The sequence below is a fragment of the Nodularia chucula CCY0103 genome, from assembly GCF_963923915.1.
Classification (GTDB): Bacteria; Cyanobacteriota; Cyanobacteriia; order Cyanobacteriales; family Nostocaceae; genus Nodularia; species Nodularia chucula.
Genome location: NZ_CAWUOL010000053.1, coordinates 1 through 21,837 on the forward strand (window position 1 = coordinate 1; position 21,837 = coordinate 21,837).

18 protein-coding genes, 2 pseudogenes and 1 riboswitch are annotated in these 21,837 nt (G+C 42.2%); of the genes and pseudogenes, 8 read left to right on the top strand and 12 right to left on the bottom strand.

Translation table 11 applies throughout. The annotated features are described in order from the left end of the window. Positions 1-229 precede the first annotated feature (229 nt). Both ACM0OP_RS14855 and ACM0OP_RS14860 read left to right on the top strand, forming a co-directional pair. Positions 230-421 (top strand): annotated as a pseudogene (locus tag ACM0OP_RS14855) (transposase); the annotation flags it as partial. A 300-nt stretch (positions 422-721) separates the two neighbouring features. Then, the gene (locus ACM0OP_RS14860) at positions 722-1,159 is read left to right on the top strand and encodes a pentapeptide repeat-containing protein (RefSeq protein WP_414529198.1); all 438 of its coding nucleotides are present in this window, start codon (positions 722-724) and stop codon (positions 1,157-1,159) included. Between the two features lie 38 nt (positions 1,160-1,197). Here the strand turns inward: ACM0OP_RS14860 and ACM0OP_RS14865 are convergent, their stop codons facing one another. Together ACM0OP_RS14865 and ACM0OP_RS14870 are read right to left on the bottom strand one after the other, a co-directional pair. Then, positions 1,198-2,538 (bottom strand): TldD/PmbA family protein, encoded by a 1,341-nt coding sequence (locus ACM0OP_RS14865; RefSeq protein WP_414529199.1) that lies wholly within the window; start codon positions 2,536-2,538, stop codon positions 1,198-1,200. Positions 2,539-2,660: 122 nt separating this feature from the next. Beyond that, positions 2,661-4,133, bottom strand: a complete 1,473-nt coding sequence (locus tag ACM0OP_RS14870) for a TldD/PmbA family protein (RefSeq protein WP_414529200.1) — start codon at positions 4,131-4,133, stop codon at positions 2,661-2,663. A 306-nt stretch (positions 4,134-4,439) separates the two neighbouring features. Between ACM0OP_RS14870 and ACM0OP_RS14875 the strand changes: the two genes are divergently transcribed. Beyond that, positions 4,440-5,279, top strand: a complete 840-nt coding sequence (locus ACM0OP_RS14875; RefSeq protein WP_414529201.1) for a SirB1 family protein — start codon at positions 4,440-4,442, stop codon at positions 5,277-5,279. Here the strand turns inward: ACM0OP_RS14875 and ACM0OP_RS14880 are convergent. Continuing rightward, on the bottom strand, positions 5,262-5,717 hold the full coding sequence (locus ACM0OP_RS14880; protein ID WP_414529202.1) for an SRPBCC family protein: 456 nt from the start codon (positions 5,715-5,717) through the stop codon (positions 5,262-5,264). The genes ACM0OP_RS14875 and ACM0OP_RS14880 overlap by 18 nt on opposite strands. Positions 5,718-6,040: 323 nt before the next feature. On the opposite strand from ACM0OP_RS14880, the pseudogene ACM0OP_RS14885 reads away from it, so the two are divergent. Next, a pseudogene (locus ACM0OP_RS14885) lies at positions 6,041-6,550 on the top strand (mechanosensitive ion channel family protein); the annotation flags it as partial. Positions 6,551-6,606: 56 nt separating this feature from the next. Here ACM0OP_RS14885 and ACM0OP_RS14890 read toward each other — a convergent pair. Then, positions 6,607-8,067, bottom strand: coding sequence for a GTP-binding protein (locus ACM0OP_RS14890; protein WP_414529203.1), 1,461 nt, complete (start codon positions 8,065-8,067; stop codon positions 6,607-6,609). Positions 8,068-8,323: 256 nt separating this feature from the next. On the opposite strand from ACM0OP_RS14890, the gene tpiA reads away from it, so the two are divergent. Together tpiA and folP are read left to right on the top strand one after the other, a co-directional pair. Further along, a complete protein-coding gene (gene tpiA, locus ACM0OP_RS14895; RefSeq protein WP_414529227.1) occupies positions 8,324-9,049 on the top strand; it encodes a triose-phosphate isomerase in 726 nt (241 codons plus the stop codon). A 76-nt stretch (positions 9,050-9,125) separates the two neighbouring features. After that, positions 9,126-9,974 (top strand): dihydropteroate synthase, encoded by an 849-nt coding sequence (gene folP, locus ACM0OP_RS14900; protein ID WP_414529204.1) that lies wholly within the window; start codon positions 9,126-9,128, stop codon positions 9,972-9,974. Positions 9,975-9,984: 10 nt separating this feature from the next. On the opposite strand, the gene ACM0OP_RS14905 is transcribed toward folP, so the two are convergent. From ACM0OP_RS14905 to ACM0OP_RS14925, 5 genes are all read right to left on the bottom strand, one after another. After that, positions 9,985-10,827, bottom strand: a complete 843-nt coding sequence (locus ACM0OP_RS14905) for an SPFH domain-containing protein (protein WP_414529205.1) — start codon at positions 10,825-10,827, stop codon at positions 9,985-9,987. Positions 10,828-10,952: 125 nt separating this feature from the next. After that, a complete protein-coding gene (locus tag ACM0OP_RS14910) occupies positions 10,953-12,644 on the bottom strand; it encodes an alpha/beta hydrolase (protein ID WP_414529206.1) in 1,692 nt (563 codons plus the stop codon). Between the two features lie 74 nt (positions 12,645-12,718). Then, positions 12,719-14,209: a polysaccharide biosynthesis/export family protein gene (locus ACM0OP_RS14915; RefSeq protein WP_414529228.1), complete on the bottom strand. Its 1,491-nt coding sequence runs from the start codon at positions 14,207-14,209 to the stop codon at positions 12,719-12,721. A 294-nt stretch (positions 14,210-14,503) separates the two neighbouring features. Continuing rightward, positions 14,504-14,905, bottom strand: coding sequence for a hypothetical protein (locus ACM0OP_RS14920; protein ID WP_414529229.1), 402 nt, complete (start codon positions 14,903-14,905; stop codon positions 14,504-14,506). Positions 14,906-15,026: 121 nt separating this feature from the next. After that, entirely contained in the window at positions 15,027-15,890 is an 864-nt protein-coding gene (locus tag ACM0OP_RS14925) for a zinc metalloprotease HtpX (protein ID WP_414529207.1), read from the bottom strand. 240 nt (positions 15,891-16,130) lie between these two features. Next, a riboswitch (Fluoride riboswitch) is annotated at positions 16,131-16,194 on the top strand. Positions 16,195-16,282: 88 nt separating this feature from the next. On the opposite strand from ACM0OP_RS14925, the gene ACM0OP_RS14930 reads away from it, so the two are divergent. Beyond that, entirely contained in the window at positions 16,283-17,905 is a 1,623-nt protein-coding gene (locus ACM0OP_RS14930) for a cation:proton antiporter (protein ID WP_414529208.1), read from the top strand. Between the two features lie 74 nt (positions 17,906-17,979). Here the strand turns inward: ACM0OP_RS14930 and ACM0OP_RS14935 are convergent, their stop codons facing one another. Next, a complete protein-coding gene (locus ACM0OP_RS14935; RefSeq protein ID WP_414529209.1) occupies positions 17,980-18,420 on the bottom strand; it encodes a hypothetical protein in 441 nt (146 codons plus the stop codon). A 396-nt stretch (positions 18,421-18,816) separates the two neighbouring features. On the opposite strand from ACM0OP_RS14935, the gene ACM0OP_RS14940 reads away from it, so the two are divergent. After that, positions 18,817-19,797 carry an aldo/keto reductase gene (locus tag ACM0OP_RS14940; RefSeq protein WP_414529210.1) on the top strand — a complete coding sequence of 327 codons (981 nt, stop codon included), beginning with the start codon at positions 18,817-18,819 and terminating at the stop codon, positions 19,795-19,797. A gap of 170 nt (positions 19,798-19,967) precedes the next feature. Here ACM0OP_RS14940 and ACM0OP_RS14945 read toward each other — a convergent pair whose 3' ends face one another. Both ACM0OP_RS14945 and ACM0OP_RS14950 read right to left on the bottom strand, forming a co-directional pair. Further along, positions 19,968-20,168 carry a hypothetical protein gene (locus ACM0OP_RS14945; RefSeq protein WP_414529211.1) on the bottom strand — a complete coding sequence of 67 codons (201 nt, stop codon included), beginning with the start codon at positions 20,166-20,168 and terminating at the stop codon, positions 19,968-19,970. 141 nt (positions 20,169-20,309) lie between these two features. Continuing rightward, a complete protein-coding gene (locus ACM0OP_RS14950; RefSeq protein ID WP_414529212.1) occupies positions 20,310-21,584 on the bottom strand; it encodes an RNA-guided endonuclease InsQ/TnpB family protein in 1,275 nt (424 codons plus the stop codon). Between the last annotated feature and the right edge of the window lie 253 nt (positions 21,585-21,837).

The window sequence follows — 21,837 nt, forward strand, 5'->3', positions numbered from 1 at the left end:
TATCTAATATATCTATTCTCTCTGGTTTCGTCAAGGGGTTATCCAAAGTTTTTTTTTTGCGGAGTCAGGCAATTGCATCAATGCCTGATTATGATTACGTTGTAAGCTATTCTTTGATCTGGAATATGGGCTAGTTAGATAACCCATTTGACATCTTTATACTGTCTTGAAGTGAAGTGACTGCAAAAGTCGTGTTCAGTAGTTATGCAAAATTCTAGCAGCCTGAAAGCTGAATAGTGGACAATCCTTTAACCCTTGCTTTAGATATTACCCTCTAAAAAGCAAGCTAGACAGACTAACTGGACGAAGGGAGAAATTCTTGGATGGTATCTTCTATCAACTCAAGAATGGCTGCAATTGGGAAGACCTACGCCCCTACTCGACAGTTTATTGGTATTACAGGCGATGGCGGGCTGACGGTCAAATGCTGGAATGGAGAGATGCTTTAAAGTTGTTGTTTTTGAAAGATATCGCAACCGCCAAGGTAATTAGAAAATTTCCTGTTCCCCGTTCCCTTAAAACCATAACAATGATGATGTCCTAACCAACCTAACCAATATATCTGTTGCCATGTAACTATTGTTTAACTTATTCAATCCGTAAATTCTTCCTCTAGTCAGAGGACATAATACTTAGAATGTTGCAAGATTAATGACATGGAGGAGAGTTAAATTAATAACTTCTTTCAATCAGACGTATACACAGTCAGTAAGTATAAATTATGAAAACTATATTTTTAACCGCAGCAGCGTTACTCAGTACGCTATCTTTCACTGCGCCTATTTCTGCTACAGAACAACTTACTCCCCAAGAACAATTGCTGGAAACGAGGGAATGTTATGGTTGCGATTTAACCAACGCTAACCTCAAAGGCGCTCACTTGATAGGTGTGGATTTGAGGAACGCTAATTTAACAGGTGCAAACTTGGAAGAAGCTAACCTAGAAGGTGCAGATTTAACAGGTGCAAACTTACATTCTGCTAATCTGATAGGAGCTTTTGCCAATGGTACTACTTTCGATTACGCAAATCTCACTAATGCCAATTTAAGCGAAGCTAACTTATATAATGCTCAAGTCAATGGTGCGGTAATGATTGGTACTAATATCAGTGGTGCTGATGGATTTGATATCAATCTAGGTATTGGTGGGGAAAAATAAGAGTTAAGAGTTAATGAATAACTCCTAACTCCTGAATTTTAGTCCCCAGTAATGGAAAGTTGATCGACCCAAATTTTGGGACAAACTCCACTAGGAGTAAGCTCTTCTTCTTTGTCTACATAAACAATTGACTTCAAAAGTTCTAAGAAATCACCAGCCACAGTTGCTGACTCAATACTGCTTCTCTCACCTTTGTTAACTAGCCAGCCATCAAAAGGCAGAGAGAAAGAGCCTTGTAAAGATTTTACTCCCGCGTGGAGAGCTTGCAAATCATCAATTAAAATCACATTTTCCGCAGTATCTAAACTTAAATCCTGTTCAGGTAATGTTGCTGCAAAAACATGATAAAAGTTAGGACTAACGCTGACCTTTGCGCCAATACTAGCGTTACCTGTAGGCTGGGTATTCATTCTTTTAGCCGTACCAGCGCTGTGCAGAAAACTTTTTAAAACACCATTTTCAATCAGCTTCACTTGACGAGTGGGAGTACCTTCACCGTCAAAGCTTTCCGCACCAATATTAGCTGGGTGCAGTGAATCATCATAAAGCGAGAGGAGGGGTGAAGCAATTTCTTTGCCTAAATCATCAGCTTTTGATAAGCTTTGATTATCCAATATGCTTTGAGCGTTGAACAAATTAGAAAACGCACCCAACAAACTTAAAAAAGCATCGGGAGAGAAAACAACTCGATATTTACCAGACTTGATTTTGTCATAATTCAAGTGGCTGATGGTTTTTTCTGCTGTTTCTTGGATACAACCCTGGATATCGAGATTATTTAAACTCCGTTCAATTCTAAATGCACTACCACTGCGGGGTTTTTTACCTTCTTCCTCAGTTTTGCTGTAAAGATAAATCGATGCTAAGGAATGAGATTCAGTTCTGGTTGCGCCATCACTGTTGAGATAAAACCTGTCAATATCTCTTTGGGCTAAACCATTGTAAGGTACACCCGTAATTGCTTCATGAGCTGCTAAAAGTTCTTTTTCGGCTCCCAGAAGGCTGTTAATTAACTCATTTACAGGTGCTTGGGGTGCTTTTTCCTGGTGTGTGTCGGGAAGAGCAACAGTTGCTTCTGGGCTAAAATCAGGAACATTTTCCTTGACACCAAAAAAACTAGCTTCATAGGCAGTTTTTAAAGCTAATTCTAGCCCTTTGGGGTCTACATCTGTGGTACTAGTAACACCCATTGTATTTTCTTCATTCCAGACACGCACCGTCACCCCAGAGCGATTGGAAGCTTTAACTTGTTTTGGCTCACCTTGATCTACTTGGACGCTAGTTTCATCAATGGTCGAGCCATAAATGTCAAACTTCTTGATACCAAGTTTACTAGCATTTTCCTTGGCATGATTAGCAATTTCATGAATACTGGGCATAGTCAATTTTAGATTGAGGATTTGATATATTGCAGTGCCAAAAATTTACTTTGTAAGTTTGTGCCTTGGTGGTGTGTTCAATCTTTTAGAAAACACTAAAACACCAAGACACTGAGAATTTTCTATCTACCGCCAACGGTGATGGAATCGACTTTAATATGGGGTTGTCCGACGGTGGTGTAGATACTACCGCTCACGGAACCGCAGAAGCCGGGGGCTAATTCTAAGTCTTGGGAACATAAGGAAATTTTGTTCATGATTTCTTTGGCTTCACCAATGAGGATGGCTCCTTTGAGGGGTTTGGTGATTTTGCCATTTTCAATTAAATAAGCTTCATCTACCCCAAAGTTAAATTGACCTGTAGCCCCTACGCTACCGCCACCCATTTTTTTACAGTAAATGCCTTTATCAACGGAGTTAAATAAGTCTTCTGTGGTGTGTTCGCCAGGTGCAATGTAAGTGTTACGCATCCGACTAGCAGCAGCAAAGGTATAACTTTGGCGGCGACCACTTCCGGTTCTGGGGTGTCCGGTGCGGGAGGAACCTGTTCTATCGGCTAAGAAGTTTTTGAGAACTCCTTTTTCAATTAATAGGGTTCTTTGAGCTGGCATTCCTTCATCATCCATGTCAATGGTTCCGAAGGCATTTTCGGCTCGACCTTCGTCCCAGGCTGTGAGACTTTCGTGGGCAATTTTTTGGCCTTTTTTGTCGGCAAAGGGTGTGGTTTTACGTTCGATTTGGGTAGTTTCTAGTAGATGTCCACAGGCTTCGTGGAAAATTACCCCGCCGAAGTGATTGGCCATGATAATGGGGTATGTACCGGAATCTACATAGTCTGCATACAGCATTTTTCCGGCAGATTCGGCAATTTTCTCGGATGCTTCTTGATAATCCCAAGTTCTGAGGAAGTTAGCATCGCTAGTATTACCTGCGCGTTCACCAATGGAGGCACGATTTGCACCATCAGCACACAATAGGTTAAATCCTACTGATTGAGTCAGGCGAATATCACGGGCAAATGTGCCATCACTAGCTGCAACTAGGACTTCTTGCCAATCTCGGAAGTAGGAAGCCCGCCGGGATTGTACGTGGTTAGCTTTTTTCTTGAGGTGGGTAGTTCCATCTAAAAGGACTTCGCCCATTTCTTTGATGGAACTGCAAAGAGTTAACCAGCCATCTTTACCTCTTTTGGTGGCGTAGTCTCTGAGTAATTCTAGGTTGATTTCTGGGATGAAGGCGTTATGACCAGGTAGTTGTAGGCCTAGAATCGAAAGACCTTTTTCTAGGGCTGCTTTTAAACCGGAAAAGGACAGGTCGTTGGTGCTAACGTAACAGTCGGCTTTGCCGCGAAATACTCTGACTCCTGCACCTGTGGCTAAACTGGGTGAAATACTGGTGATCGCGTCGTCTTCTGCTAAACAACTGATATAGTTACGACGTTCTAAAAATACTTCGATGAAGTCAGCACCTGCGGCGCGTCCTAGTCCTAACAGGGTAGCCAGAGGGGCTTCCCAAGTTTCATCGAATCGCTCCGATGTGGAGGAGTATTGTAGTGTGGGGATTTGATTTGATAGAAGTAGCGTACTTGTAAGCATGGATAGCCTCGTCTGCTGGCGTTATCAGAGATTTGACTGAAAAAATCCTGGTCTGTTAACTCTAGCAAATTCCGAGGTGAGGAGTGAGGAGATTAGCTTGCTACATTCAAAACTTTTGGAGACTTTGTTTTTAAGTCTTTTAGTTGTTATTTTATTGTGAAGTAGTTCTTCCTTATCAAGTTTATGATAACAAGTTACAAAATAATTGTCAACCCCTCTTCTTCTCATTATTAGGCTATTCTGTGTACACTATGAGTAAAAAGTAAAAAAATCCAGAATTATTTCCCTGCTATCGAGGATTTATGTATGCATTTCTCGTCAGCACGATTATATTTTTCCCAGGAAGTTCAACAGTCTGATGAGCGGATTGATTTAGCAAAGGCGGCTTTGTATATTGCTCAAGAAGAATATCCTGATTTGAATGTTGCGGAATATCTCAATACGCTGGATAGAATGGCGGATGAGGTGGAAGAAGATTTATCTATTTCACGATATCCTCTGCAAATTATTCAAAGTATTAATCTATATCTTTACAGTAATTTAGGTTTTGCTGGTAATCGAACAAACTACTATGACCCGTGCAATAGCTTTTTAAATGATGTTATTGACCGCCGGATGGGGATTCCTATTACTTTGGCGCTGGTTTATCTAGAAATTGCCCGTAGGATTAATTTTCCTATGGTGGGTGTGGGAATGCCGGGACATTTCTTGATTCGCCCTGATATTCCAGATATGGAAATTTTTGTGGATGCGTTTAATGGGGGTGAGGTGATGTTTGCAGAAGATTGTGAAAACCAATTGTCTCAGGTGTTTCAGCAACCTGTGAGTTTACGTCCTGAGTTTTTAGCCCCGGTAAGTAATCGACAAATTTTGGCGCGGATGTTGAATAATTTGAAATATATTTACCTGAAAGAACAAAATTTAGCGAAAACTTTGGCGGCGGTTGAACGAGTTTTGTTGCTGTTTCCTGAGATGATTTTAGAAGTGCGCGATCGCGGTTTGCTTTACTATCAACTGGGACAATACGCCCAAGCTGTTGATAACTTGCAAACTTATTTGGACAAGGTTCCTGATGCTGAGGATGCTGTGGTGATTCGGCGGTTATTGGCTGAGTTAGGAAATGATTGGCTAATGACTAATGACTAATGATTCTGCAACTGCTTTGAGGCGGCGTAGTTGGGCTTGCATATCTGTTTTAGTCCAAGATGCGGCAAAGTTGTTGAATCCCCAATTGACTAGGGGGTGAGGAATATCAAATTCAAAACGGTTGACTAGGAGTGTTCCTTGTGGTGATGGTTGACATTCCCAGCGATCGCAACCTTGGAAAAATCCTTGAAATTCCCAAACTACTAAACCTGGTTCCCTTTCTATAACAATACTTCTCAGAGTAGGTTTAAGTAAAGGAATTTGCATGATAAACAAACTTTGACTACCAATATCCGTACTCCAGGAACCGTCGCCGAGAGGTTCGCAACGTAGCGCCGGATTTAACCAACGGTGCATGAGTGTTAAATCGGTAAAGCAGCGTTCCACTATTGCAGCTGTGGCATTAATTTGAATAGATTGTTCAAAAACTTGGGACATCCTAGATTGTTTATGCTGTTCCTCTACTTAGATTATCGCAAAATTGAGGTTTTGTAACGCCAGAATAAATGTATAATTTACTACAATAGCCTTATGAATATTTAATTTGATGTGATATTCCTTGACAAAACAAGAAACTAAATCAGCAAGTAAAAAAAATATCTGGGATCTCAACTGGATATATGTGTTTTTCGCCAATTTACTGGTAAATTGATAGACAAAACGTGAGTGAACTTACTGGGGCTAAGGATTCTTTGATATTCAGTCCTACTATAAGTATTGCAAGTGTTTTTGGTGACATCTTACCTTAATAACGGAAAACCATGAATACAACTTGGCAAGGAATAACCCAGTTGATAAACAGTGGTTTATCGATCAGGGGACAAAATTTTTTGGCACAAGCGCCCATTAACGAAGGAATCACTGAAGTACAAGGAATTGTGCAACAGGTAGTGGCGTTTACTCCTCGTTTATTAGGGGCGGCGGTACTTTTGCTAGTCGGTTGGTTGATTGCGTTGGCTGTGGCTGCATTCACCAAAGGAGTTCTGAATCGGACGAAGCTAGATAACCGGATTGCTGCGGGAATCACTGGACGTGAGGATATTCCTCAACTAGAGAAGTTAATCTCTGGCTTAGTTTTCTGGAGTATCATGCTACTGACGATTGTAGCTGTGTTACAAACTCTAGAATTAGAGGTAGCTTCTCGACCATTAAATAATTTACTTGATCAACTGATTGGCTTTTTGCCTAAGTTGGTGGGTGCGGGTATTCTTTTAGGGGTGGCTTGGTTAATAGCAACTATTGTCAAACTGGTGACAATCCTGGGTATTAAAAATCCTGCCCCCCACACTTCCCACACCTCCCACACTTCCCACACTCCCCAGCTATATCACCTCCTGATTGTTACCTTTTGTTGTAATTCTTCTTTAATCCGGTTAAGGATAGAACTTTCATCTAAATTATCTAAAATGCGACTAATAACTGCTTTTGGCCCTTCAGCCCCCCAAGTTGCCCCATTAGCCAAATAAACTTTAGTAACTTGCCCAATACCATAAGAAGAAACACCAGCTACACTAGCTTGAGTAATTGCCACTGATACATAAGGTAGAAAAGTAGCTCCAGCTGTAGCTGATGCGGAGATACCCAGCAAAGTTTTCAATCCACTCAAACCTAAATTTGCTAGTAACTCACTAAAACCAATACCACCCATACTTAGAGCAATTTTTTGGAGCAATTGTACAGCACCGCTTTCACTCATGGGGATGCCATAGAGTTTAGATAAACCCAAAATCAGAGAGATATCAATGGCTATGCTACTGAGTATATCCACAACAGTCACGGGATTGAGTGCGATCGCCACCGCCTTAGTCATTACAGCCTTCCAAATCAACTGATTAGCATTCTCTTCTCGAATGATCAACTTGCGCTCAATCAACTGGTCATTTACATTATCTGCATAAAGCATAGTATTGAGAGCAACCAAGGCTTTACCTTCACGGTGCAAAATCTCCAAAATTTTCAGCTTCAGTTCAGCCACCTGCGCCTTGCTATTACCTAACTTCACACCCCTAGAACCATCAGGACGAACAACCGCCGTCCTCACCACAGGAGATGCAGCTGTCATCACAATCTCTAGAGGGGTGAGTAACTCTTTCACCCGTTCATCCCGGATTTTATGATAAATTGCCATCCGGTCAGCTTCCGGATACTGGTCTACCTTATTAAATACCAGAATTATCGGTTTGCCAGCCTCCCGTAACTGAGACAGAGCCTCATGTTCTATCTTCGTCATATCCCCAGAAATCACAAACAGAATTAAATCTGCTTGTTTTGCTACTTGTTCCGCCAAAGCTGCACGGGTATCACCATCCACTTCATCCAATCCAGGAGTATCAATTAATTCCACCTGAGATTGACCATCCCCAGGTAGAATTACCCGTAAAGTGCGTTCATTTTCCCCAATACTCTCCTCAGTAATCTTCCAATTAACAGTTTGAGCATCACGAGTCACTCCATGCAGAGGGCCAGTTTCAAATACCGATTGTCCCACCAAAGCATTCAGTAGAGAAGACTTACCACGTCCCACCATGCCAAAGGCAGCAATTTGTACTACCATGCTGTCTAACTTATTCAGCATAGTTTCCAGGTCAGCCAATTCCACTTGCAAGCCGCGTTTTTCTTGGGGACTCAAGTCAAGATTGGTAACTAAATTTCGCAGTGCTGTTTGTGCTTGCTTATAGTTGAGTGACCTTTGAATTTCATCAAAACTAAAAATAGCACTATCTAATTCTTCCTCCCATGAGGATGGATTGCTCTGTTCAGGCTCAGGTACAGGTAATTTAGAAGTCATAATAAATTGAAAATTTGAATTTAGAATTTTGTCCTTATCTTCTTATCCTAGTTATTTTTAGCAGAGGACAGAGGCGAGAGAAGAGGAGGCGCAGGGTGTTGGAGGTGCAGGGGGAAAGATTGTTAAATACCCAATACCCAATACCCAGTCCCCAATACTCAGTCCCCAGTCCCCAATACCCAATACCCAATAACTAACAAAACGTCCTAAACTGAAAAATGCATCTAGTAGCGTTAGAATCTTGACTAAATCATCTGTGCGTAAAATAGTTATTGCCGGTAACTGGAAAATGTTCAAAACCCAGGCAGAAACCCAGGATTTTTTACAGGGATTTCTGCCTCACTTGGAGGAAATACCTTCAAGAAGAGAAGTAGTATTGTGTCCTCCTTTCACTAACTTAAACGTTTTATCGAAAAGTTTACATGGTAGCCTGATTCAATTAGGGGCGCAAAATGTTCACTGGGAAGAAAACGGAGCCTACACAGGAGAAATTTCTGCTCCTATGTTGACGGAACTTGGTGTACGTTTTGTTATTGTCGGTCACAGCGAAAGACGGCAATACTTTGGAGAAACAGACGCAACTGTGAATTTGCGCCTCAAAGCGGCTCAAAGGCACGGACTAACACCAATTCTATGTGTAGGAGAAACCAAACAACAACGAGATGCTGGGGAAACGGAATCACTGATTATCGCCCAGCTAGATAAAGACCTCATAGATGTGGATCAGCATAATTTAGTAATTGCCTATGAACCAATTTGGGCGATTGGTACTGGTGATACTTGTGAATCTGCTGAAGCTAATCGGGTCATTGGTTTAATTCGCAGTCAGTTGAAGAACCCCAATGTTTCAATTCAATATGGTGGCTCAGTGAAGCCAAATAATATTGATGAGATTATGGCTCAACCAGAAATTGATGGAGTTCTCGTCGGGGGAGCTAGTCTGGAAGCTGCAAGTTTTGCTCGCATTGTCAATTACAAGTAATTTGATATGTAACGCTTTTTCCCTGGCTGCGCCGGGGAATGCGTGTATCAATAGTTTCACATCTGCAAATTTTGATATGTCCAGCCAGTTAATAATTAGAGATCGCTGTTTTGTATGGGGACAGCGAACTTATTTAATGGGTGTTTTAAATGTCACACCTGATAGTTTTAGTGATGGTGGTTTGTTTAATAATAGCAGTGCCGCTTTAGCCCAAGCGCAAGCAATGGTGGATGCTGGTGTTGATATTATTGATGTTGGTGGTCAATCGACTCGACCAGGAGCAGCGCAAATAAGTCTAGCGGAAGAACTGGATAGAGTCTTGCCGATATTAGAAGTTTTGCGAGGAAGAATTTCAGTACCGATATCAGTAGATACTACTAGGGCTAATGTAGCTAAAGCAGCTATAGAAGCAGGAGCAGATATAATTAATGATATTTCGGGTGGCACATTTGATTTAGAGATGCTACCTACAGTAGCTAGTTTAGATGTGCCAATTATCTTGATGCATATTCAGGGAACACCCCAGACAATGCAACAGATGACTAATTATCAGGATTTAATGGCGGAAATTTCGAGTTTTTTAGCTAAACAAATTTTAGCTGCAACTGATGTAGGAATTGATACTGGAAAAATTATTATTGATCCAGGGATTGGTTTTGGCAAAAATTATGCACAAAATTTAGAAATTTTTCGGCAATTGGGACAATTAACAGGACTGAATTGTCCGATTTTAGTGGGAGCGTCTCGCAAAAGTTTTATTGGTCGGATTTTAAACCAACCCGATCCCCAAGCACGTGCTTGGGGAACAGCAGCTGCTTGTTGTGCGGCCATTGCTCATGGCGCTGATGTCCTCCGAGTTCACGATGTTCCAGAAATGCGGGATGTGTCACTGGTGGCTGATGCACTATGGAGACAACCAAGCTAAAATCAGAGTCTTACACATTACCATTTTCAGAACTTTTGCCAGGAGTTTCTTGAGATATAGAATCAGCAATTAACTGGTTATAAACTTCATTGGTTTTGCTGGGATCGACAAAAACAATTTTGGCATTATTGCTCTCACCTAGTCTTTGACTAGCTATAACATAATCTTGAGCGACTAAATACCTGAGAATTTCGCGGCTTTCAGGATTAGAACGTAAGGCTTCAGAAATAATTTGCATTGAGGTTTGAGTTCCTTGCGCTCGTTTAATGGCTGCATCACGTTCCCCTTCTGCTTCAAAAGCCAGCGCCCGTTTTTTGATTTCTGCGGCGCGCTCTTCTTCCATTGATTTTCGCACGCTTTCAGGGGGTGTAATGCTTTGAATATCTAAGCGGAGAATCTCTACTCCCCAATTTTCCGTGGTTTGATTCAACTGATTTAAAATGGCTATATCCATTTCTGTACGGGAAACATTGGTTTGTTCTACGGTATTTTGAGCGATGATTTCCCGGAGTGTGGTGGTTGCGAGTTGGTTAAGAGAGCCTTGGAGATCGTCGATTTCATAGAAACTTTTGACGATATCTCTAATACGCCAAAACAGAACAGCATCAACTTCTAGATAAATGTTGTCTCTGGTGATCACATTTTGGGGTTTGATATCTAGAAACTGCTCGCGGATTGTATCCTCCATGACAATTTGATCGACCAAAGGCACAATAAAGTTGAGTCCGGGGGAAAGTTTGCGATGATACCGCCCCAATCGTTCTACTAAGGCTTCGTTTCCTTGGTTAATCAGTTTGGCAGATCCTAAAGCATAGCCGATGAGTGCTAAGACTATAGCAATAATTGGCTCCATATATTCTCCTATCAGCCTTTGGGTAAATTGAGTGTAAAAGGATATGGTACTACTTTAGCTGCTGATTTCAGTCTCATGTTGTGAGGCTGTAATTTTATGTACATAAATGATATGGGTGAAAATTTTCACTTCATCAGTAGACTGAGCCAAGGTTGGATATTTCGGGGTAAATCGGAATTTAGACGGAGGGGAATTTCGGTTGTGGATAGAGATTGGGCGTAAGCTGGTGTGAGGAATTGTTGGTAAGTTGGGGCTTGTGGTGTGTCTTGTTTAACAAATGCTAAGGTGACACCACGGATTAATTGGCGTAAGGAGTTGGTTTCATCTCCCCGCTTTTCTCGGACGAGGGTTGTGGCTGCACTTATGGGATAGGCTGGGTCGGTAATGCTTAAGTGAGTAGCACCTATGGCTGTGAGAAGATACTTAGATCCGGAGATTTGGTTAAATGGTCTGAGTTGATGGGTGAGGGCTGGGGTAAGTGCGTCTTCGGTTCCGGCTAGGATGAGTACAGGTTGGGAAATTCTACTCATCCCGTTGCTACCAAAGAGTTGTCCGACTAGGGGGTTGAGTGCGATCGCCCTGCCGATGCGTTGATCTTGTAAATTTGGTTGATTCTCTGTTAAACTCGCGGCGGCACACTGCAACAAATCACCGGGGGATTCTCGAAACGAAAGGGCAGTTTTGCAAAAGTTTTGTAGTTGTTTTAAATCTAATTCTCCACCTACGAGGGCTAAAGCTGTATACCCTCCTAAAGAGTGACCAATGACAGTTGTTTTGTCTGTATTCAGTTTTCCTTGCAGTTTTCCTGGTTGAGTATTCAGTTTTTCTAATTCGTTGAGTAAAAAGCTGACATCTTTTGGTCGGTCTATAAATTCAGTAGCTGGTAATAGTTGGGCTAAGTTTGTTTGACGAGCCGCGTTATTGATGGCTAGAGAGTTACTTCCAGGATGTTCAATTGCAGCGACGGTGATTCCGTGAGATGCGAGATGATGGGCTAGATAGCTAAAAAAGCGGCGGTTGGCTCCAAATCCGTGAGAAATGACTACTAGTGGCCCTGGGGTGGAACTAGGACTGAAATAAATATCTACAGGAATGGTGCGATCGCCGGAGGCGGGGCTTTGCCCATCGCGTTTTCTGTCTTTAAGGGTGAGTGTCTGCTGCTCAACTGGTTTTTTTCCGGTAGCAGCTGGATCAAAGCTGGGCTGAAAGGAGGTATTATTTTCTACTGATAATTCCCGTGCTAGGACTAAACCCAGGGCTTGGTTTTGCAAGTTGCTAGCGTTAAATTGAAGGGCAATTTGCAGTGCTTGAGTGGCATCTACAGTAATATTTTGTTGGGGATAGGCGCGCAAAAAACCGATAGCGCTTAAACCGTTAACTCGACGTACAGCTAGGTACAGAGCCGATTGAATCCCTTCTATGGTACTACCTGGTATTGCTGCTTCCAAAGAGGAAACTAATTGTCTACCTTGGGGCGATCGCACTAATTCCGCCACAAATTTATCTGCAAAGTTTGGTTCTATTTGCAACCTTTGATTCAGTAATTGTCCTATCTGGGGAGTTAAGACAAAACTATATATTTGCAGGTGTTCTGGTAGTTTACCTGTTTGGGCAAATTTTTCTAAATCGGCGATCGCTACCGACTGCTGAAATGGACCAAAATGGATAGTAACTGTTTCTGCGGCGATCGCCGAGGGAATACTCACACCCCAGCTAACAGCTAGAGTTAATGTCCAGAGTAATCCTTTGAGGAAGGAAGTTTGAGGTAGATTTTTGCCCAACCGCATAAAATAATTAGACTCAAAAAGTAGTTCCATCACTTGACTACTAATATAGGTTTGAAGTTGCCATATTCAAATAATTTCAGCAACTTCAAACTCATGAGATCATCTTAAAAGAAACCGAATATAGCCCTGAATATTCCCAATAAACCGCCTAAAGGATTAAGCACCGTACCCACATTATCACCTGTGCGAGCTAAAGCAGAACGATTAACGATAATCACATCATTATTGCGGAGAATGGGATTCGTTTCTTCATTAATTCCCTGAGAAAAATCAACCTGCACTTCTCGCTTAGTCACAGAACCATTAGGATTGAGGCGAACTAAATCCACGGTAGTTTTTCTAGCTCTAGAATCGTTAAATCCACCAGCAGCCAACAAAGCCTGATTTAACGAGCTATTTGTCCTAACATTCACCGATCCAGGACTCTTAACTTCCCCAACCACACCAACTTGAATGGTAGCCGCAGATAAAGTAGTGTTAGCTAATTGAGTTGCTTCTGCGGTATTTACCTCAGTAGCAGTAGGAATAATCAGGGTATCCCCATCCTGTACAAGAATGTCTTGATCAACATCACCACTCTGCAATAATTGCCACAGGTCAATCTCTATATTTTGTGCTGAACCTGTTCTTGTGGGACGACGTAGCCTGAGACTGCGAACATCAGCTTGTGATGTAATTCCCCCAGCTACTTGCAACGCTCTCATCACAGTGGGTAAACCACCACCACCTTCTCCACCAGCACCGACAAGATAGGAACCAGGACGATTGACTTCCCCAATAATCGCTACAGTGCGGGGTGTAGCGGGACTAGCAGCAAAGTTAGCAGCAGATAAATTACGTGCTTCGGCAATGTTAAAGGTGGTTGCTGTTGGCACAAAAATTGTATCGCCATCCCGTAAAGTAATATCCTGATTGAGTCTACCAGTTTGAATCAGTTCCTTTAAATTCAGACTCACAACTTGCTCAGAGGAACGTCCTACCTTACGTCTTAATTGGACTTGAGTCACATCTGCGGCTAAGGTGACACCTTGAGCGGTGGTGAGTGCAGCTAACACTGTGGGATATTGGACACCGGGATTATTCCCCGCGCCTCCTTGTAAATTCAGAGTGTAAGAACCTGGCCGGGTGACTTCTCCGGCGACCAAAATATTAATGGGACGAGGCGATAACAGGTTGACTGAAATCAAGGGACGCTTGAGAAACCGAGAGTACCGCCGAGCAATTTCATCAGCAGCCTGTTCGGTAGTCAGACCCAGAACTGGTACACTGCCAATTAGAGGTAAGTTGATTGATCCACCAGGAGGTACTTGGTATTCGCCAGTATATTCTGGGACTTCAAATACATTTACACGAATCAGATCACCGCCTCCCAAAGTATAGTTAGTATCTATGGGGATAGATGGTGCGGCTGATTCTGCTGTTGGAAGTATTGGTTGTGTACCGGGTGATTCTGGTTGTAATGTAGGAAAGGTTGCTTGTGATATGAGTTGTCCCTGAGCTAGGCTGGCAGACGGCGCAGCAACATTGACAGCAGTTAACAAGGCTACACCCAAAAATGGCTGGGTGAGGGACTTTAGAAAACCTGTGTTAAGCATATTTACCTGAGACTCTGAGACTGTGATCGCCATAGTACTGCCTAAATATCTGAATTTTGAGTATACTGAATTATTTAATTTCCTTGATTCTATTGCCCCAACATTGTTATTTTCCTGGAAGGATGGCATTTTCCGGAATTATATTATTGTTTATCGTTGAATTTTTGGTAAAGTTCGCTTAAAGATGACTAAAAAAACAACTAACCCGCGTAATTTCCCGGTGTGATGTCATCGGGGTAGATCAGCGAGTTAGTTGAGGTCAACTACTATTAAGATGCAAATAGACTGATGATTTTAAGAACGAGGAGCGTTGAAGGCTTCCCAGGCGGCTTGGGCGGCACTTTGTAGGCGATCGCCAAAATCCGTCATTTCTTTAACCAGCAAGTGCCAGTTTTTCTCTGTTTCTTCTTGCATAGTAGTCCAGGAATTTTCCAGGCGATCGCGCGAAATCAGTTTTTCTCCCTCAATCCCTTCCCTAGCTTGGCGCACAGCATTAATATAGGTTTCACGGGTGAGAGTACCTGCTGATTCTGCTTCCCTTTCAGCACGTCGTTTCAGCGCTGCAATCAAAGCTTTAGTTTCTCGTTTTACTTCGTCAGTTTCACCAGCCATCTCTATTTCCACCATTTCACTAGTATCAGGAGTAACTTCGATAATATCTGTAGATTCTCTATGTTCGTTGTTGTTAGTATTCATCATTTCCATCTCCGGATTTATCAACTACTGTTTCTACTAAGGCTGAGATTGATTTGCCCAATTAAGAAAACCTCTTAATTTATGAGGACTTAGGAAAAATGCCCTAGTCAATGATTTCAACTCAAGTTATTGAAAGTTGTTGCTCTAATTTTAGTAATTCTTCAACTCTTGCGGCGGTAGCGGGGTGGCTAGAGAATAAGTTACCCAGAAACTCGCCAGAAATGGGATTAATAATTAATAACGGCTCAAAAGAGGGATTAGCATTTAAAGGTAATTGCTTGGCTGTAGCCTCTAACCTTTGCAGTGCTTTAGCTAAAGCGCGGGGATTACCTGTTAATCTGGCTGCGCCTGCATCGGCGGAAAACTCCCGTGTGCGCGAAATGGCTAACTGAATTATTGTGGCTGCTATGGGTGCAAGTAACACTGTTAACAATATCCCCAGAGGATTTCCACCTCTGTTACCGTCTCGTGAACCACCACCAAACCATAAGCTGTAACTTACTATTTGTGCCAAAAAGGAGATAGCCCCGGCTATTGTGGCGGCTACGGCTTGTGTGAGGGTGTCACGATTAGTAATATGAGTCAGTTCGTGAGCAATGACAGCTTCTAATTCATCATCTGGCAATATATTTAAAATGCCTTCAGTTACAGCCACAGCTGCGTGTTCTGGATCTCGTCCGGTAGCGAAAGCATTAGCAGTTTGGCTGGGAACAATGTAAACTCTGGGCATGGGAATGTGGGCGCGATCGCTCAGTTTCCTAACCATATAATATAGTCCTGGTGCTTGAGCTTCAGTCACAGGTTGGGCGCGGTAGACACTCAAGGCAATTTTATCTGATTGATACCAAGAGAACAAGTTAGTGACTGCTGCTAAACCAATTCCAATAATTAAGCCCCCAGCACCGCCAATTATCCAGTAACTAATAGCAATCAACAAACCACTCAGGACAGCTAACAAAGCCACAGTTTTGATTTGATTGTTCATATTTTGCTCTCCCGCTAATGCTGGATGAGATTTGTTAGAAAACAGCATCACTTTAGTCGCACACTGTAATTGTATCTAGTTCAAATCAGATATGGATGGAAAAAACTTGGAGATGAAGTACGGATTTCCCACTACAAATTTGGCATAGTATTTAGACTTATATGACCATATTTAAGTGTTCTAGATACTGTTTTGTACAAATAAAATAATATGTATGGCTGAACTTTAAAGTGCTATCATTTAATTAATGGCGATGGAGCTCGCCAAAACCGCCCTGAATGAGGCTAATGGCTCCTACTTTTCCGACTTGTTGCGGGGAGTAGGGCTTTGTTTTATCTGACTCCCTCGTAGCAAGTATTTCTCTACAAATTGCACGTTCAGGAGTCCTAGAAATGTTAGCCAGTGTATTGTGGATTTTAATTATGGGCTTTTTCTGCGGTCAATTAGCCCGGCGTTTAGGCGCTCCCCCTTTAATTGGGATGATTTTAATGGGGATAATTCTTAGCCCCCAAATGCTGAATCTAATTAGTCCAGAAATGCTGAATGCTGCTGATGACTTGAGAACTTTGGCAGTGATGATTATTCTGATGAAAGCAGGACTGGGGCTAGATAGAGAGAAATTAGCTCAACAGGGAACTGTCGCACTGCGGTTAGGTTTTTTACCAGCAACAACAGAAGCGATTGCGATCGCCTGTGCAGCGATGGTAATTTTTAAGTTCGACTTTTTCACTGGGCTACTTTTAGGCTGTGTTATTGGTGCAGAATCTCCAGCTGTGATTGTCCCTAGTATGCTGAGACTGAAAAGTTTAGGCTGGGGTGTGACTAAAGGCATACCCGATGCAATTTTAACAGGTAGTGCTTTATCTGATGTGCTGCTGTTACTGGTTTTTAGCTTGTTGTTGAGTTTCTTGGGTGATGGAGCTGTTGAGCCAATTAATCTTCCTGGGGGATTTAGCCTAACTCCCTTGCAACTGCTACCACTGCAAATAGTTATGCAGATTTTACTAGGAATAATATTCGGTTATTTAGCAGCCCGTTTATTAGTGATTCTGTTAGTTAAACAAAATTGGACTCAAAATGCTGTTCAGGATACCTTAATTGCTGCCAGCATTGCCTTATTCCTAGTAATTTCTGCTCACAGGTTGCCTTATTTTTCTGGTTATTTAGCAGCCATGAGTATGGGATTCTTCTTAATAGAAGTAGATGCACCTCTAGCCAGAAAATTACGTGGTGGCTTTGATAGCTTATGGATTGTCGCGGAAATTTTCTTATTTGTTTTATTAGGTGCAACTATTCAACTGCAAGTATTAGGAAATATTCTGATTCCAGGTTTAGCAATTTTAGCTATTGGTTTACTTGTGGGTCGGATGTTAGGTTGGTATCTTTCCACACTGGGCAGTAATTGGAATTGGCGGGAAAAACTGTTTTTATTACCAGGAAACTCACCTAAAGCCACAGTCCAAGCGGCCATTGGAGCAATTCCCCTGGCCCAAGGGATTACAGGAGGTGAGATAATTTTAGCGATCGCAGCCTTATCAATTTTAGTCACAGCTCCTTTAGGCGCTTGGGCAACTATGGCCTTTGCACCTAAATTATTATCTAGGGGAGAAGTTGATCCTACAAAAGTGACCGTTGTAAGTCCTACCCTATTACTTGCAGCAGTTGATACATCGGGTTTAGCTACAGCAGTGTTAACCAAAGTTGCAGATTTAGCACGACGCAGTAATGCAGAAGTGATTGTTGTGCATATAGTGAATCTACCCAATCAGCAAGAAATCTCCCAACTAGAGATACAAGTTCAACAGTTATTATCCGATATCAGATATCAATTTCTCACCCCCACAGGTACAGTCACCGAAGAAATTATGCGGATGGCGGAAGAACATCATGTCACTGCAATTGTCATGGGTAAACGGGGTAATCAGTCTTGGGATAAAGTCTTAATTGGTTCAGTATCACAATCAGTCATAGAAACTAGTTCTATACCTGTGATTCTCGTAGAAAATACGGTGTAAATTTTTACCCTATTTTCCCCTACTTGAGAGGAAGATTACCCAGAGGCGAAAGCTAATTTGCAGACAGCGTTTGTTCACTGCGTACTGTTTACTGTTTCTGGCTGTGTGTATTCACAAAATATATTTAATCCGATTTTGAGTATATACAAAACAATTACAGTGGCGATCGCCGGATCTATTGGTAATCCATTGGTGGTTGCAAGAGTTACTAGAGAAACAATGACACCGTATAGTAAGGGTGAACTCTTGGGATTTTTTGTGTATTCTTGGAGTTGAACACGAAAGCCATCATCATCGCAGAGTTCTTTTCGCAGTACCTTCAGCGTGACTTTCCAGAGAGATTTACCTTCTGACATTAATGTTTTGCCATTTTTCTCAATCCATAAATCCTCAAATGAGCGTTCAACTTTGCCGTTGTGTCTGGCTAAGTTATCTAGGGCGTACTTTGCGGGTGTGTAATCTTCCAATATTTCCCGCATAGCCATGATTTCGTTATTACTGATTTGCGCTTCCATGCTTTGGTTAGTTTTTTGGGTTAACTGCTCTAAATGACCTCAATTTTCAGACTTTAGCATTTATCGCGTTTTTTGTTGTGTCGATTGAACTTTGAGAATATGGATTTGTTTCGCGCATCAGCGTTCGCGCAGCGTGCCGGAGGCTCTAGCGAAGTACGAAGTACGTTAGGCGCAAAGGTAGGAAGGAAGAGAAGGGTAGCGACAACACACCCTACATACAACCGCAACGCCAAAGGCAAACGCGGCTACACAGACGAAACCCACCTCCGTAGGTTAAAAACTCTAATTTTCTCTTAGTCCGCGCAGGCGGACTTTGTTTGTATAGCCGCGACTTCTAGTCGCCCGGTACAAGATATGAAGATAATTAGTTATTAGGGATGTCTACAATGAGTCAATATGCAGATTAGCCAAGAACTATCTCTACCCAGTATGGGCTGTGGCACTTGGGCATGGGGTAATCAATTACTCTGGGGATATGATGAAAGTATGGATGAACAGTTACAAGCTGTTTTTAATCTCTGTGTTAGCAACGGTGTAACTTTGTTTGATACAGGCGATTCCTATGGGACTGGGCGATTAAATGGACGCAGTGAGTTACTGTTGGGACGATTTAGCAAGGAATATGAAGGGGTAAATCAAGATAATATTTGCATTGCTACTAAGCTGGCGGCTTACCCTTGGAGATGGACTCGTCAAGCAATGGTTAAGGCTTGTCAGGCTTCGGCGCAGCGTTTAGGGAAAAATGTCGATTTGGTGCAAATGCACTGGTCTACGGCTAATTATGCACCTTGGCAAGAATCAGGTTTGTTAGATGGTTTGGCTGATTTATATGAACAAGGTCTAGTGAAGGGGGTCGGTTTATCTAATTATGGTCCGAAACGGTTGCAATGGGTGCATGAAAAGTTTGCGGCGCGGGGTGTTCCGATTAAAACGCTGCAAGTTCAGTATTCTTTACTATCTACCTATCCTGTGACGGAATTAGGGTTAAAGGATGTTTGTGACGACTTGGGGATAAAGTTAATTGCCTATAGTCCTCTGGCTTTGGGGATTTTAACGGGGAAATATGCGGAGAAAGGGAGTTTTCCCAAGGGTATCCGGGGTTTATTATTTAGGCAGCTTTTACCAGGTGTGCGATCGCTTTTAGAATGTTTACGAGAGGTGGCTGCATCTAGAAATAAAACTATGTCTCAGGTAGCAATTAATTGGTGTATCTGTAAGGGTACTATTCCTATTCCTGGGGCGAAAAGTCTAGAACAAGCACAGCAAAATATTGGTGCTTTGGGTTGGCTGTTAGATTCGGGCGAAATTGCTGCTTTAGATCAAGCTGCTGCAAGTACGGATAAGAAAATGGTGCAAAATATTTTTCAAACTCAGTAGAAAATACCCCAGGCGATTGGAAATCGCGGCTATACAAACAAAGTCCGCCTGCACGGACTAAGATAAAACCAAGGTTTTCAACCCGCGTAGGCGGGTTTCGCCTGTGTAGCCGCGACTTCTAGTCGCCTGGTACAAGATAAGAGTCTACATTCTTTTTCACCAAACGTCTTTTATAAATCTTCGGGTAAAACCCATTTTGGTGGTTCGGTCATTTTTTTCCGCAGGCGTTCTTCTGCCATCGCCAGCATTTGGTCTAAAGAAGTCTCTTCGATAAATTTGCTCGTAGCTTCTTTAAACTCGATATGGGGGCATTTATCCCCTAATATACAGCCATTCACGCAGGCTTGAGCGCAATCAATTTGTTGTTCCACAGTGAATATCCTCTCTTTAAAATATGAGTTAAGAGTTGTGATTGATACTGTAAATCTCTAATCTTAATATCAAGTCTCCTTAATTGACTATGGTGACATGACTCCGACCTAAAGGTACTCAAGGTACGGAGCTACTAAGAATCACTTCTTAGTTTTCCTAGTTGCTTCCTTGGGACTGCGCTCAAGGCGAGTCTTACGGGTTTTCGACTTTGACCTAGACTGAATTTCTTCAGTCCCCGGCAAACCGTCTGCATAGGCGTTTTGGATTCCCGATTGCCCATCGGTACTAATTAATTTAATTCCTCTGTTTCTAATGACTTGACCACTAGCAACATCTCTATCAGTCGTGTAATTGCAACTAGGGCAATGATGCACTCTAACGCTCAAGTCTTTTCTAACTTCTGCACCACATTCAGGACACTCTTGAGAAGTTCCCCTAGCGCTAACTTCAGCAAAGAATTTACCACGTTTCCAACACACGTACTTGGTGATGGTTCGGAATTGTCCAAACCCAGCGTCAAGCATCTGTAACCCAAGCATTCCTTTTGCCAAAGTCCGGTAATCTAAATCTTCCATGAAGACCATATCACCAGCATCACAAAGAGCATGAGCTTGTTTGAAATGGTAATCTTTGCGGGTGTTATCAATCTTGTGGTGAAGTCTAGCAACCTTGATGCGTTGTTTCTCGTAATTTTTAGAGCGGTTCTTTTTCCGAGACAGCCTGCGTTGCAGCAATTTCAGCTGGCTTTGCATCACTTTCAGAAATTTGGGCGATTTGACAAGAACACCATCACTGGTTGCTAAAAACTTTTCCAGTCCTACATCTACCCCAATGGGATGACCATGCGGCATAGGACTGGGAATATTAACATCACATTGGATGTTGATAGAAGCGTACCAAACATTGGCTTTGTTAATTATCCGAACTTGTTTAACTACAAATCCATTTGGAATTGGGCGATGCAAGTTAATTGGAATCAGTCCCAGTTTAGGCAGTGCAATATGTACTCCTTGCACCGGGTTCTGTTTAAACTGAGGGAACAGCAAAGACTTGAACTGCCCAAATTTTTTAAATCTGGGAAACCCATGCCCAACTTTCTGAAATCCCTCCCATGCTCGGTGCAATTGTTTGAGTGTTTGCTGCAAAACCTGACTTGGTACTTCGCTTAATCGGGAAAATACTTTTTTAGCTTTTGGCAAAGCATTAAGCTGGCGCACTTCGCTAGGGAAAGGAACGTCCGCAGCTATGATATATTCATGACTAATCGAACATCTGTCAACCATGCATTTACGACTATTACACCAGTCCTTAATTTCCCGCAACCCATAGTTGTAGGCAACGCGACAAATATCCATCCACTCAAGAAGTGTCTGTTCTTGGGTGATAGTTGGGTAGATTCGATAGCGGTAATTCATGGTTAGCATTTCACTCTTATACCACATATTTACTAGCACTATTTTCTCTAGTAAATTAAAGCTGTGCTGCAAGCACGGGGTTTTAAACCCAATTATTCGATAAAATGGCGTTGCTGGAGTTGAATATGAAATCACCTCTTAAACTCCTCCCCTCTGCGCCTCTGGGTGAGTTAAATTCATATCTTAATTCAGCAACGCCATGATAAAACTGCTGCTACGCTAATAGCATATATATGAAATGTTTTGCTAACAA

Bases quoted from the DNA above. Each gene is read 5' to 3' on its own strand.
- ACM0OP_RS14860 (WP_414529198.1), top strand. From the start codon at position 722: ATGAAAACTATATTTTTAACCGCAGCAGCGTTACTCAGTACGCTATCT.
- ACM0OP_RS14865 (WP_414529199.1), bottom strand. From the start codon at position 2,538: ATGCCCAGTATTCATGAAATTGCTAATCATGCCAAGGAAAATGCTAGT.
- ACM0OP_RS14870 (WP_414529200.1), bottom strand. From the start codon at position 4,133: ATGCTTACAAGTACGCTACTTCTATCAAATCAAATCCCCACACTACAA.
- ACM0OP_RS14875 (WP_414529201.1), top strand. From the start codon at position 4,440: ATGCATTTCTCGTCAGCACGATTATATTTTTCCCAGGAAGTTCAACAG.
- ACM0OP_RS14880 (WP_414529202.1), bottom strand. From the start codon at position 5,717: ATGTCCCAAGTTTTTGAACAATCTATTCAAATTAATGCCACAGCTGCA.
- ACM0OP_RS14890 (WP_414529203.1), bottom strand. From the start codon at position 8,067: ATGACTTCTAAATTACCTGTACCTGAGCCTGAACAGAGCAATCCATCC.
- folP (WP_414529204.1), top strand. From the start codon at position 9,126: ATGTCCAGCCAGTTAATAATTAGAGATCGCTGTTTTGTATGGGGACAG.
- ACM0OP_RS14905 (WP_414529205.1), bottom strand. From the start codon at position 10,827: ATGGAGCCAATTATTGCTATAGTCTTAGCACTCATCGGCTATGCTTTA.
- ACM0OP_RS14910 (WP_414529206.1), bottom strand. From the start codon at position 12,644: ATGGAACTACTTTTTGAGTCTAATTATTTTATGCGGTTGGGCAAAAAT.
- ACM0OP_RS14915 (WP_414529228.1), bottom strand. From the start codon at position 14,209: ATGCTTAACACAGGTTTTCTAAAGTCCCTCACCCAGCCATTTTTGGGT.
- ACM0OP_RS14920 (WP_414529229.1), bottom strand. From the start codon at position 14,905: ATGAATACTAACAACAACGAACATAGAGAATCTACAGATATTATCGAA.
- ACM0OP_RS14925 (WP_414529207.1), bottom strand. From the start codon at position 15,890: ATGAACAATCAAATCAAAACTGTGGCTTTGTTAGCTGTCCTGAGTGGT.
- ACM0OP_RS14930 (WP_414529208.1), top strand. From the start codon at position 16,283: ATGTTAGCCAGTGTATTGTGGATTTTAATTATGGGCTTTTTCTGCGGT.
- ACM0OP_RS14935 (WP_414529209.1), bottom strand. From the start codon at position 18,420: ATGGAAGCGCAAATCAGTAATAACGAAATCATGGCTATGCGGGAAATA.
- ACM0OP_RS14940 (WP_414529210.1), top strand. From the start codon at position 18,817: ATGCAGATTAGCCAAGAACTATCTCTACCCAGTATGGGCTGTGGCACT.
- ACM0OP_RS14950 (WP_414529212.1), bottom strand. From the start codon at position 21,584: ATGAATTACCGCTATCGAATCTACCCAACTATCACCCAAGAACAGACA.